This is a genomic window from Aggregatibacter sp. Marseille-P9115, assembly GCF_920939465.1.
In the GTDB taxonomy this organism is placed as follows: Bacteria; Pseudomonadota; Gammaproteobacteria; order Enterobacterales; family Pasteurellaceae; genus Aggregatibacter; species Aggregatibacter segnis_B.
Map to the genome: position 1 here is coordinate 147,446 of NZ_OV100759.1, position 13,502 is coordinate 160,947.

General features: G+C 39.1%; 11 protein-coding genes. 10 read left to right on the forward strand and 1 reads right to left on the reverse strand.

The window, feature by feature from the left end; genetic code table 11:
* Positions 1-85 precede the first annotated feature (85 nt).
* The 7 genes from mukE to ftnA (LQ983_RS00695) all read left to right on the forward strand — a co-directional run bounded on the left by mukE (position 86) and on the right by ftnA (LQ983_RS00695) (position 10,501).
* Positions 86-826: a chromosome partition protein MukE gene (mukE, locus tag LQ983_RS00665; protein ID WP_006718195.1), complete on the forward strand. Its 741-nt coding sequence runs from the start codon at positions 86-88 to the stop codon at positions 824-826.
* The gene (gene mukB, locus LQ983_RS00670) at positions 826-5,319 is read left to right on the forward strand and encodes a chromosome partition protein MukB (protein WP_230621276.1); all 4,494 of its coding nucleotides are present in this window, start codon (positions 826-828) and stop codon (positions 5,317-5,319) included. Before mukE ends, mukB begins: the two co-directional genes overlap by 1 nt.
* Before the next feature lie 69 nt (positions 5,320-5,388).
* Positions 5,389-6,285: a restriction endonuclease gene (locus tag LQ983_RS00675; RefSeq protein ID WP_230621277.1), complete on the forward strand. Its 897-nt coding sequence runs from the start codon at positions 5,389-5,391 to the stop codon at positions 6,283-6,285.
* A 20-nt stretch (positions 6,286-6,305) separates the two neighbouring features.
* Complete coding sequence (locus LQ983_RS00680) at positions 6,306-7,178, forward strand: DMT family transporter (RefSeq protein WP_230621278.1); 873 nt, start codon at positions 6,306-6,308, stop codon at positions 7,176-7,178.
* A gap of 11 nt (positions 7,179-7,189) precedes the next feature.
* Positions 7,190-8,617: an exodeoxyribonuclease I gene (gene sbcB, locus LQ983_RS00685; RefSeq protein WP_230621279.1), complete on the forward strand. Its 1,428-nt coding sequence runs from the start codon at positions 7,190-7,192 to the stop codon at positions 8,615-8,617.
* Between the two features lie 884 nt (positions 8,618-9,501).
* A complete protein-coding gene (gene ftnA / locus LQ983_RS00690) occupies positions 9,502-9,987 on the forward strand; it encodes a non-heme ferritin (protein ID WP_109858854.1) in 486 nt (161 codons plus the stop codon).
* 16 nt (positions 9,988-10,003) lie between these two features.
* Positions 10,004-10,501 carry a non-heme ferritin gene (gene ftnA / locus LQ983_RS00695; RefSeq protein WP_003686798.1) on the forward strand — a complete coding sequence of 166 codons (498 nt, stop codon included), beginning with the start codon at positions 10,004-10,006 and terminating at the stop codon, positions 10,499-10,501.
* A gap of 58 nt (positions 10,502-10,559) precedes the next feature.
* Here the strand turns inward: ftnA (LQ983_RS00695) and LQ983_RS00700 are convergent, their stop codons facing one another.
* The gene (locus LQ983_RS00700; RefSeq protein WP_230621280.1) at positions 10,560-10,730 is read right to left on the reverse strand and encodes a hypothetical protein; all 171 of its coding nucleotides are present in this window, start codon (positions 10,728-10,730) and stop codon (positions 10,560-10,562) included.
* A gap of 107 nt (positions 10,731-10,837) precedes the next feature.
* Between LQ983_RS00700 and LQ983_RS00705 the strand changes: the two genes are divergently transcribed.
* The 3 genes from LQ983_RS00705 to LQ983_RS00715 all read left to right on the forward strand — a co-directional run bounded on the left by LQ983_RS00705 (position 10,838) and on the right by LQ983_RS00715 (position 13,467).
* Positions 10,838-11,611 (forward strand): FNR family transcription factor, encoded by a 774-nt coding sequence (locus LQ983_RS00705; RefSeq protein ID WP_006718213.1) that lies wholly within the window; start codon positions 10,838-10,840, stop codon positions 11,609-11,611.
* Between the two features lie 112 nt (positions 11,612-11,723).
* A complete protein-coding gene (uspE, locus tag LQ983_RS00710; protein ID WP_230621281.1) occupies positions 11,724-12,656 on the forward strand; it encodes a universal stress protein UspE in 933 nt (310 codons plus the stop codon).
* Between the two features lie 157 nt (positions 12,657-12,813).
* Complete coding sequence (locus tag LQ983_RS00715) at positions 12,814-13,467, forward strand: IS1595 family transposase (protein WP_230621282.1); 654 nt, start codon at positions 12,814-12,816, stop codon at positions 13,465-13,467.
* Positions 13,468-13,502: the final 35 nt, after the last annotated feature.

Sequence of the window (13,502 nt, forward strand, 5' to 3'; positions counted from 1 at the left end):
GCGGTCGAAAATCCACGCGTTTTTTGAGTCGTATCTATCGCACGAATAAGACAATAACAGAGCAATTCAGTTAGAGAAAAAAATAATGACAGACAACCTTCAAGATGTAATTTCACCGAAATTGGCAGCTGCCATTGCCAACCCGTTATTTCCTGCTGTGGACAGCCAGTTGCGTTCCGGTAAACATATCGGCACAGAACATTTGGATAACCACGCTTTTTTACTTGATTTTCAAACGGAACTGGATCTGTTTTATCGTCGCTATAATGTCGAACTGATTCGTGCGCCAGAAGGTTTTTTCTATTTACGCCCGAAAGCGACAACACTCATTGCCCGTTCTGTGTTAACTGAATTGGAAATGTTAGTGGGTAAGGTGTTGTGTTATTTGTATTTAAGCCCGGAGCGACTAGCTCAACAAGGCATTTTTAGTACTCAGGAAGTGTATGACGAATTGCTGAATTTAGCGGATGAAGGCAAGTTACTGAAAGCGGTGAATCAACGTTCCAGTGGTTCCGATTTGGATAAACAAAAATTAGCAGAAAAAGTACGTGCGGCAATCGGTCGTTTGCGCCGTTTAGGCATGATTTATACCGTAGGCGAACCGAACAGCGGCAAATTTACTATTTCTGAATCGGTATTCCGTTTCGGCGCAGAAGTGCGTGCCGGAGATGATCCGATTGAAGCACAATTACGCTTAATTCGCGATGGTGAAGCGGCAACGCCACAATCTTTACAAGCTGAAAAAGCAGCATTACAACGCGATACAGAAAGCACTGAAAACGATACTGACGTTGAAGACGAATTCGTAGAAGAGGAACAAGAATAATGACTGAAGAATTATCCCTGGAAAATGAAGTAATGGATATAGCATCCTCTGATGTAGCGCCGGTTATCTTTAACCAAAACAGTGGGGTAGAACGCGGTAAATTCTGTTCTCTAACGCTCATCAACTGGAACGGTTTCTTTGCCCGTACCTTTGATTTAGACGAATTGGTGACCACACTTTCCGGTGGTAATGGTGCCGGTAAATCTACGACCATGGCCGGATTTGTGACAGCGTTGATTCCGGACTTAACCTTGTTGCATTTTCGTAATACCACGGAAGCAGGTGCAACAAGCGGTTCTCGTGATAAAGGTTTGCATGGTAAATTGCGTCCTGGCGTTTGTTACGCGGCGTTGGATACCATCAACTCCCGTCATCAACGGATTATCGTTGGTGTACGTCTGCAACAAGTGGCAGGGCGTGATAAAAAAGTGGATTTAAAAACCTTTTCTATTCAAGGCGTAGAATTGTCTGTCAATCCGACCGCACTTTTCACCGAAACCATTAACGAACGCCAAGCGCGCGTACTGACCTTAAATGAACTAAAAGATAAGGTTGAGCAGAGCGGCGCCCAATTTAAACAATATCATTCCATCACTGATTACCACGGCATGATGTTTGATTTGGGGATTATTCCAAAACGTTTACGTTCTTCTTCAGACCGCAGCAAATTCTATAAACTTATCGAAGCCTCTTTATACGGCGGTATTTCCAGTGCCATTACCCGTTCATTACGGGATTATTTATTGCCGGAAAATCTTGGTGTGAAAAAAGCCTTCCAAGACATGGAAAGTGCTTTACGTGAAAACCGTATGACGTTGGAAGCCATTAAAGTCACCCAAGCAGACCGCGATTTATTCAAGCATTTAATCACCGAATCCACCAATTATGTGGCGGCGGATTATATGCGAAATGCCAACGAGCGTCGTGGCAACATTGAAACCGCATTAAATTTCCGTCAGGAGTGGTATAAAGCCAAATCTGAACAGGATTTATCGCAACATCGTTTGGTTGAATTAAGTCGTGAAGCCGCCGAATTGGCAGAAAATGAAAGAATTCTGGAAGTCGATCATCAAAGCGCGCTTGATCACCTGAATTTGGTGTTAAATGCGTTACGTCATCAGGAAAAAATTTCTCGTTATCAAGAAGATGTTAACGAACTGACTGAGCGCTTGGAAGAGCAAAAAATGGTGGTTGAAACTGCTAACGAACAACTGGAAGAAAGTCAGGCGCAATTTGAACAAACAGAACAAGAAGTTGACAACTTGCGTTCCCAATTAGCAGATTATCAGCAAGCTCTTGATGCACAACAAACCCGTGCATTGCAATATCAGCAAGCCATTCAAGCCTTAGAAAAAGCCAAGACCTTGTGTGGATTAGCCGATTTAGCTGTGAAAAATGTAGATGTGTATCACGAAGAATTTGAAGCGCAAGCGGAAGTATTGACGGATAAAGTACTTGAGTTAGAGCAAAAAATGTCTATTTCCGAGGCGGCGAAAACGCAATTTGATAAAGCGTATCAATTGGTTTGCAAAATTGCCGGTGAGGTGCCACGTTCTGCCGCATGGGAAAGTGCCAAAGAGTTGTTACGCGAATATCCGACACAAAAACTTCAAGCACAACAAACGCCGCAATTACGCGCTAAGTTACATGAATTAGAACAACGTTTAAATCAACAACAAAGTGCGGTGAGATTATTAAACGATTTTAATCAACGTGCGAATCAAAGCTTAGAAACGGCGGATGAATTGGAAGCGTTCTATGGCGATCAAGAAGCCTTAATTGAAGATTTATCCGCCGAACTTTCCGAGTTGGTTGAACAACGTTCAACGCTACGTCAAAAACGTGAAAATTTGACCGCACTTTATGATGAAAACGCCCGTAAAGCACCGGCTTGGCTAACCGCTCAAGCCGCATTGGAACGCTTGCAGGAGCAAAGTGGAGAAGAATTCGCAGACAGTCAGGATGTGATGAATTTCATGCAATCACAGCTGACCAAAGAGCGCGAATTGACCATGGCACGCGACCAACTTGAGCTTCAACGTCAGCAATTAGATGAGCAAATTAGCCGTTTAAGTCAGCCGGATGGTTCGGAAGATGCCCGTTTGAATGTGCTGGCAGAACGTTTCGGTGGCGTGTTGCTGTCTGAATTATACGATGATGTGCCGATCGAAGACGCGCCTTATTTCTCAGCCTTATACGGCCCAGCACGCCACGCTATTGTGGTGCGTGATTTGAATGCGGTGAAAGAGCAACTCGCTAATTTGGACGATTGCCCGGAAGATTTGTATTTAATTGAGGGCGATCCGGCGGCCTTTGACGACAGCGTGCTTTCCGCACAAGAGTTGGCGCTTGGCGTGGTCGTTCAGGTGTCCGATCGTGAATTACGTTATTCCAAATTCCCTGAAATTCCGTTGTTCGGCCGTGCGGCTCGTGAAAAACATTTAGAAGAATTACAGGCTAAACGTGAAGAAGTGGCAGAGCAGTACGCACAGCGTGCTTTTGACGTGCAAAAATGTCAGCGTTTACATGAGCATTTTAGCCAGTTTGTTGGTTTGCATTTAGCTTTGGCATTCCAAGCCAATCCGGAACAAGTTATGGCGCAGACCAACCAACAACGCAATGAAATTGAACGCGAGCTTAATCAATTGGTGATCGGCGAGCAACAAATTCGTCTGCGTTTAGATGAGGCGAAAGAAAGAATGCAGTTGTTGAATAAATTAATTCCGCAATTGCCATTATTGGCTGATGATAGCTTAGCTGATCGCATTGAAGAATGCCGTGAGCAATTAGATTTGGCAGAGCAGGATGAATTGTTTATCCGTCAACACGGCGTCACGTTGTCACAATTAGAGCCAATTGCTAACACATTGCAAAGCGATCCTGAAAATTACGAGCACTTAAAAGCCGATTATGAACAAGCCATTCAGCTACAAAAACAAGTGCAACAAAAAGTCTTTGCCTTGGCGGATGTGGTGCAACGCAAAGCGCATTTCAATTATGCGGAAAGCGTACAAACGGAAACCTCTGAATTAAACGAACAGTTACGCGCGCGTTTAGAACAAATGCAGCAACAACGTGAAATTCAGCGCGAACAATTACGTCAGGTTCAAGCGCAATATGCGCAGTACAATCAAGTGTTAATTCAATTGCAAAGTTCTTTCAACAGTAAAAATCAAATGTTGCAGGAATTGATGCAAGAAATTGGTGAATTAGGTGTGCGTGCGGATGAAGGCGCGGAAGAGCGTGCCAAAATTCGTCGTGACGAGTTATATCAACAACTTTCTACTAATCGCCAACGCCGTTCTTATATTGAAAAACAACTCACCCTTATTGAAAGCGAAGCGGAAAATCTGACTCGTCGTATTCGTAAAGCAGAACGTGATTATAAAACCCAGCGTGAGTTGGTGACGGCGGCGAAAATGAGTTGGTGTGTGGTGCTTCGTTTATCCCGTAATTCTGATGTAGAAAAACGTTTAAATCGTCGTGAATTGGCCTATTTATCCGCAGATGAATTGCGTTCCATGTCGGATAAAGCGTTAGGTGCGTTGCGTACAGCAGTTGCTGACAACGAATATCTGCGTGATGCCTTACGCTTGTCGGAAGATAGCCGTAAACCGGAAAATAAAGTGCGGTTCTTTATCGCCGTATATCAACATCTGCGCGAGCGTATTCGTCAGGATATTCTGAAAACCGATGACCCGATTGATGCAATTGAACAAATGGAAATCGAGCTTTCCCGCTTAACGGAAGAATTGACCGGCCGTGAACAAAAATTGGCGATCAGTTCTGAAAGTGTGGCGAATATCATGCGTAAAACCATTCAACGTGAACAAAATCGCATTCGTATGCTGAACCAAGGTCTACAAAATATCGCCTTTGGTCAGGTGAAATCGGTACGTTTAGTGGTGAATATTCGGGATACGCATGCCATGTTGTTGGATGCGTTATCCGGTAATCAGTCAGATTATCAAGATCTGTTCAGCGACAACCGCATGACTTTCTCCGAGGCTATTGCGAAGCTATATCAACGTCTCAACCCGCATATTGATGTCGGGCAACGCACTGCGCAAACCATCGGTGAGGAATTATTGGATTACCGTAATTACCTCGACTTAGAAGTGGAAGTTTACCGTGGCGCAGATGGCTGGTTACGTGCAGAAAGTGGCGCATTATCCACCGGGGAAGCTATCGGTACCGGTATGTCAATCCTCTTAATGGTGGTACAAAGCTGGGAAGAAGAAAGCCGTCGTATTCGTGGCAAAGACATCGTGCCATGCCGTTTATTATTCCTAGATGAAGCGGCTCGTCTTGATGCGAAATCCATTTCTACTTTATTTGAGCTATGCGAACGCCTGGATATGCAACTATTGATTGCTGCACCGGAAAACATCAGCCCGGAAAAAGGCACCACCTATAAACTGGTGCGTAAAATCGCCGGTAATCACGAACACGTCCATGTGGTCGGATTACGCGGATTCGGCGCAACAGAGTAGTTTAATAAATAAAAAGTGCGGTTAAAAAATGAAGTGTTTTTTGACCGCATTTTTTGTTAAGGAATAAATATGCAAACATATAAAGAAATGATGTTTCCTATTTTAAGATTATTTTCTGATCGGAAAGAATACTCTCGTAGTGATGTATATCAATTCATAGTAAAGTACTTTTCTTTAACCGAACAACAAATAAGTGAACGAATAAAATCAGGACAAGCACTTTATAAAAATAGAGTAGATTGGGCAATTACCTATTTATCTACACTAAATAATATACCTGAAAGACAGAAACTTTTATTGAGAATATCCCGTGGCATTTATCAAATAACAGAATTGGGGTTTTCAATTGCTAAGGATGAGAAACTATTTGAGAATTGGTATCAGGAAGTACATGGTAAAGAAAGTAAGTCTAAGCCAAAGGATAAAAAGGAAGCTAAATCCACATCTCAAGAAAAAACACCTAATGAAAGAATTGATGATATCTACCTTGAACTAACAGCAGCATTAAAAAGTAATTTATTAGACGAAATCGCAAATAAAGATCCTAGATTTTTTGAAAATTTAGTTTTGCAATTGCTAAACAAAATGGGATATGGAACTAGCAATTATACATCTTTAACAGCTAAAGGGGCTGATGAAGGAATCGATGGAATTATTAGTGAAGATGAGCTCGGTTTAAGTAAAATTTATATTCAAGCAAAACGCTGGAAAGATAATGTTTCACGACCTGAAATACAAAAATTTGTAGGTGCAATCTCTGATAAACCTACACAAAAAGCAGTTTTTATTACAACATCTGATTTCTCGAAAGAAGCTATTAATTATGCAAAGAACATACAGAATTTAGTCATTATACTAATCAATGGTGATCAATTGTGTAATCTAATGGTTAAACATAAAGTTGGCGTTTATGTGAAACAAACTATTGAGCTTTGTGAAATTGATCGTGATTTTTTTGAAGAATAATTTAATAAGGAAAATTAGCTATGCACAATCTCATTATCGCCGTTCTCTGTAGCGTCGCGGTGTCTGTATTATTAAAAGTTGCTCGTAAACGCAATATCGTTATTCAGCAAGCTATTGCCTTTAATTATATTGTGGCGTTGTCACTTAGTTGGTTTTTATTGAAACCGGATTTCAAAGGTCTTGAGTTTACTGACTTTATCGCACAAAGCGAAAATACGCCGATTTTCTTAGCATTAGGTATTTTATTGCCAAGCGTGTTTATTATTATGTCCAAAGCCGTAGAATTCGCTGGTATTGTACGTTCTGATGCAGCACAACGCTTATCCTTATTTTTACCCATTCTCGCTGCGTTTTTAATCTTCCATGAAACCCTAAGTCAATCAAAAGTCGTTGGTATTGTGTTGGCATTTGTCGGGTTGTTTTGCCTTTTAAGCAAACCGAATCAACAAAGTGCGGTCGATTTTCGAGGTGTTTTGGGCTTAGTCGGTGTGTGGTTTGGTTATGGCGTCATCGATATTTTGTTTAAACAAATAGCGAAAAGCGGGGGAGCATTCCCAACGACGCTATTCATTGCGTTTTCCTTGGCCGCCTGCATTATGTTTATTTACTTGTTATTCAAACGAACTCAATGGAATGTCGCCAGTTTTGTGGGAGGCATTATTTTAGGGGTACTGAATTTCTTCAATATTCTGTTTTATATTAAAGCTCACCAGAGTTTTGGCTCTAATCCGACATTAGTTTTTGCCGGCATGAACATTGGAGTAATTTGTTTAGGTACGATTACCGGTGCATTAATCTTTAAAGAAAAAATCAGCAAAGTTAACTGGTTAGGTATTGCGTTCAGTTTGTGTGCAATTTTCTGTTTGTATTATCTAGATAAAATCTTGGCTTAAATTTGAGAAAAATGATGGCAAAAAACGATTTCAGCTTTTTCATTTACGACTATGAAAGTTTTGGTGTCAATCCGGCAACTGATCGCCCGGCGCAATTTGGGGGGATTCGCACAGATGCTGATTTTAATATTATTGGCGAGCCTGTTGTGTTGTATTGCAAGCAAACCAACGATTATTTGCCTGCTCCGGAGGCTGTGTTAGTGACAGGCATTACACCGCAGGAGTGTAATGAAAAAGGCCTGCAGGAACCGGATTTTGCTGCTCGAATTTTACAGGAATTCAGCCAACCAAATACCTGTGTCATGGGCTTTAATAATATTCGTTATGACGATGAAATGACACGCTATACCTTTTATCGTAATTTTATTGATCCTTATGAATATAGCTGGAAAAACGGTAATTCCCGTTGGGATTTGTTGGATTTAATGCGTGCGTGTTATGCCTTGCGTCCTGATGGCATTGAGTGGCCTTTAGATGATGAAGGCATGCCGAGTTTTCGTTTGGAAAAACTGACGGAGGCGAATGGAATAGAACATGCCAATGCTCATGACGCCATGTCCGATGTATATGCCACTATTGAAATGGCAAAATTAATTAAGCAAAAACAGCCTAAGTTATTTCAATATTTCTTTGAAAATCGTGGAAAAAAAGAGATTGAAAAGCTCATTAATACCGCAGAAATGACACCGTTAGTGCATGTATCGGGAATGTTAGGAAATTACCGCGGAAATACGACATTAATTGCCCCTTTAGCTTGGCACCCAACGAATAAAAATGCGGTAATTGCGTGCGATTTAACGGCCAATATTGATGACCTACTGACAAAATCGGCAGAGGAGTTGCGTGAAAATCTTTATACGAAGAAAGAAACGTTGTTAGAGGCCGGAGTGCTTCCTGTTCCGTTAAAGCTCATTCATATCAATAAATGCCCTATTGTAGCGCCGGAAAAAACCTTATTGCCTCAAAACGCTGAACGTTTAGGGATTGATCGAGCGTTATGCGAGAAAAATCAACAACGTTTGTTGGCATCTAAGGATATTCGTCAAAAAGTCATGGATATTTTTCAGCAAGATCGCGAGTTTGAAGCATCTGATAATGTTGAAACTGAACTTTATAATGGCTTTTTTAGTGATGCAGATAAAAACAATATGGCGATTTTACGCACTTTGGAGCCCGAAAAGCTCGCTGAACATAATTTGAGTTTTCAAGACCCAAGAATCCCTCAATTGTTGTTTCATTATCGTGCGAGACATTTTTATCGCACATTAAACCGAGCTGAACAAATTAAATGGCAAAAATATCGCCGGAAAAAATTAGAAGCTGAAGTTTTGAGATTTGAGCAAAGCCTTCAAGAGTTAGCTGCACAAAATGAGAACGATGAAGAAAAGTTGACTTTATTACAAAAAGTTTATGAATATGGCAATAAGATAATTGATTAGAAAGTGCGGTCAAATTTTTTAATGTTTTTTCAATAGAAGAAAAGAGACAACGTCACTAAATATTAAATAATGAAAACACGCTGGATGAAAATTCAGCGTGTTTTTTATTTATGTATTTTGAAAATCTGGCAAAATACCCCTGAGAAAAACTCTAGATTTCACGTAGCACAATCTATCCCTAAATTTCATCCCTTTCATAAAAATTACTTTCCAATAAAGTAAGGCGTAAAAACGAAGAAATACAGAAAAAAATAGGAAATATACTATGATTTTCCGCCTATTACTTTTGTTGAATAAATATTTACATTTCAAACTTAAAGTCTATAACTTCATTTTATATTTGTTACATATCACGAAAAAATCAGTTTTCATCTAGTTTTACTAGTAATAGTGACTTGTGTATAAGTCTGTGATCTTCTTAATCCGTAGCTTTCGCTCACCCGATAACTAATTTCGCATAATGTATATTATGTTAAACAATATACATCATTTGTCACATTCTGATATTAAGGATAACCTACTTTGAAGCTATATCGCTTTGATGTGTAATTCTATAAAAAACATTGAATTTTCATGTTTTCTATTTATCCAGTATTTTGGAGTTAATAAGTGAGAGCTAAAAACTTTGGAAATCTACGATTCTCTTTCCAACACCTCATCATTTCTCTAGAGAATTTGGGCAAAGGCGATATTGATAACTCATTTCATTAAATGTAACCAAATGAGAATGATTTTATTTATAAAACCATTTTAAATTAATAAGTTACACTAAAAATTTATAAAATAAAATTGACCATTCTCAATAATATGAGTAAAATTCATCCGCAAATACAAATTTTGTATTGTGATACATCTATTAACCGTATTAAGGAAAGGAGTTAGTTATGCTAAGTAAGTCAATTACAGCAAAATTAAACGAACAAATTAATCTCGAGTTCTATTCATCAAATGTCTATTTGCAAATGAGTGCATGGTGCCATAAACATGGTTATGAAGGCGCTGCAGCATTTTTACTTCGCCATGCCGATGAAGAATTGGAACATATGCAAAAGTTGTTTACTTATGTGAGCGAAACCAGTGGAATGCCTTTGTTAGGTAAAATTGACGCCCCTAAACACGATTACGCTTCATTAAAAGAAGTTTTTGAAACAACACTTGAACACGAAAAACTAGTGACATCTAAAATTAATGAGTTAGTTGAGAGTACTTTTGCAGAAAAGGATTACTCTACTTTTAACTTCTTACAATGGTATGTGGCTGAACAGCATGAAGAAGAAAAATTATTTAACAGTATTGTTGATAAATTCAAACTTCTTGGTGAAAGTGGCACAGCGCTCTACTACATTGATCGTGAATTAAAAACTTTATAAGAATAGGAGAAATAAAATGTTATCAAATAGCGTGATTAAACTATTAAATGATCAAATGAATTTAGAGTTTTATTCTTCTAACTTATATTTACAAATGAGCGCCTGGTGCGAACAACAAGGTTTCGAGGGAGCTGCAAAATTTTTATCAGAGCATGCGGCTGAAGAAATGCAGCATATGCGTAAACTCTTCACTTATTTAAATGAGACCGGCGCTTTGGCTATCATCACACAAATTGATGAACCACCTCATCAATTTTCATCATTGAAACAAGTACTTGAATTAACTTATGAACATGAAAAGTTAATTACCTCTAAAATCAATGAATTAGTTGGTAGAACTTTTGAAGAGAAAGACTACTCTGCCTTTAACTTCTTACAATGGTATGTGGCTGAACAACATGAAGAAGAAAAATTATTCAGTGGAATTTTGGATAAATTAAATCTTCTTGGTGAAGATGGTAAAGGTTTGTTCTTAGTTGATAAAGATTTAGGCGCATTAACAACAAACAACTAATCAAGTCTGATGAAAAAGGCTAAGTCATTATCGATTTAGCCTTTTTTTATATCAAAATCTAGCTATTTTTGTCTAAAAGTGCGGTGTTTTTTTCAGGTGTTTTTGAAGGATATTGAGATTGTTGGTTGGTTTCATAATGAAATGTACGATAAAAAAACGCAATAAGTAGAATGACTAGCGCCAGTAAAATTTGAATTAAGCGTTTTTTAGTTAGTTTTTCAGCAGCCATACTTCCTCACCAATGTTTGTACTTTTTAAATTAATAATTTAGTGGTATTATTGAGATAGATCAATTTTACACGATTCTTTTCCATTTTTCTGGAATTTGGGGAATAAATGAAAATTTTACCGACAGAAACAAAATTAGGACGTCGAGTTCAATCTGGTGGATGCGCAATCCATTGTCAAAATTGTAGCATTAGTCAGCTATGTATTCCTTTTACTTTAAATGAACATGAATTAGATCAATTAGATAATATCATTGAACGTAAAAAACCTATCCAGAAATCTCAAGTGCTTTTTAAAGCGGGTGATGAGCTTACATCACTCTACGCTATTCGCTCTGGTACAATTAAATCTTACACAATTAGTGAAACCGGTGAAGAACAAATTACTTCTTTTCATTTACCGGGAGATTTAGTCGGTTTTGATGCGATTATGAATATGCAACATCCAAGTTTTGCTCAAGCGCTAGAAACCGCTATGGTGTGCGAAATTCCGTTTGATATTTTGGATGATTTATCCGGCAAAATGCCGAAATTACGCCAACAAATTATGCGTTTAATGAGTAATGAAATTAAAAGTGATCAAGAAATGATTTTATTACTCTCAAAAATGAATGCGGAAGAACGCCTTGCCGCTTTTATTTATAATTTATCGCAACGCTATTCTGCTCGCGGCTTTTCCGCTCGAGAATTCCGTTTAACGATGACACGTGGTGATATTGGCAATTATCTTGGTCTCACCGTTGAAACAATCAGTCGTTTACTTGGCCGTTTCCAAAAACTAGGTGTTTTATCTGTGCAAGGAAAATACATTACGATTAACAATATGGCTGAATTAATCGAATTATCCGGTACAAATAAAACCAAAATCAAAATGGTTATCTAACCCTTCCCTTTCCGGCGCATAAAATTGCGCCGGATGCCTTTTTAAGTCTCTCTCCTTGTCATTTATTCAAGAATGTTCTACCCTATTTATAACCAATAAATGGAGGTTGTACATGAAATTCAATAACATACTGGTGGTTTTAAATCCCGAAAATGACAAACAATATGCCCTTGCTAGAGCTGTTCGTTTGGCGCAAGAGCAAAAAAGTCAATCCCCAGTAAAAATAACTCTTTTCCTCGCAATTTACGATTTATCTTATGAAATGTCAGCGCTACTTTCTTCAGAAGAACGCTCAGAAATGCATAAAAATGTCATTGAGCAACGTAAATTAGCCATCCAGCCCTACATTGAAAAATATGCTTCTGATGGAATTGAATTTGCCACAACCGTTGTTTGGAACAGCAATGAGGCAGAAGCCATTGCCACTGAAGTAGAAAATCAAGGATATGATTTGGTCGTGAAATACACTAAAGCGGAAGAAAGCCTGACATCATTAATCGTGACGCCAGTTGACTGGCAATTACTGCGTAAATGTCCAGTACCTATTCTCGTAGTGAAAGATGGCGATTGGAAACATCAACGCCGGGTTTTGGTTGCAGTCAACGTATCTGATGATGAAAATGAAGCGCATAGCTCGTTTAATGATGAATTAGTCTCATTAAGTATGGATTTAGCGGCGTCTTTAGATCGTGGCAATATCCATCTGGTTACCGCTTATCCGCCAACGCCAATCAATATGGCCATAGATTTACCGGAGTTTAGTTCGGGCGAATACAATAGCGGTTTACGTGGACAATATTTAATTAATATGAAGTCATTGCGCCAAAAATACGGTATTAATGACGATCATACCCACGTGGTTGAAGGTTTCCCTGAAGATGTTATTCCACAAGTTGCTAAAAAAATCGAAGCTGAACTCGTGATTTTAGGCACCATTGGTAGAACGGGGCTTTCTGCTGCATTTTTAGGGAATACCGCGGAACATGTCATTAGCAAACTAAACTGCAATTTATTGGCTATTAAACCTTCAAAGAAAGAGAATTAATTTAATCGCTTTCAGCTTAATGATTTTTTCTTATTGCAGAAAAATTATGGGTATTCTGATAAAACAAAACCACCTTTACAGGTGGTTTTTTAATAAGAAAAGTGCGGTCTAAAATTTAGGGGCTGACGTAGATTAGCAGTTAGGCTAGGCTACGAAAATGCAGATAACCAATTGTAAATTAAGCAAGAGAGTTCAAAAGAAACTACTTGAATTTTTTGTACTCCAAGTTACCGCCGGTTCCGCTGCCGATATTTTGGGCATTCAGCCCAACTCCGCTATTCTGTTCTACCGCAAAATTCGTATGGTTATCAGCCATTATCTGGCCTTGGTTTCCGATGAGGTTTTTGAGGGCCCTGTCGAGTTGGACGAAAGCTATTTCGGCGGACGGCGTAAAGGCAGACGTGGTCGCGGCGCGGCAGGAAAAGTGGTTGTCTTTGGTATTCTGAAACGCAACGGACGGGTCTATACCGTTGTCGTAGATAATGCCAAGTCTGATGCTTTGATGCCTGTTATCAAACAAAAAATCATGCCGGACAGCATTGTTTACACGGATAGCCTGAGCAGTTATGACAAGCTGGACGTAAGCGGTTTTATCCATTACCGTATCAACCATTCCAAGGAATTTGCAGACCGTCAGAACCACATTAACGGCATTGAGAATTTTTGGAATCAGGCAAAACGTGTCTTGCGCAAATACAACGGAATTGATCGCAAATCCTTCCCGCTGTTCTTGAAAGAATGCGAATTTCGGTTTAACTTCGGCACACCGTCTCAACAGCTTAAAATTCTGCGGGATTGGTGTGGAATTTAGGGCTAATCTACGTCAGCCCCAAAATTTAAATATTT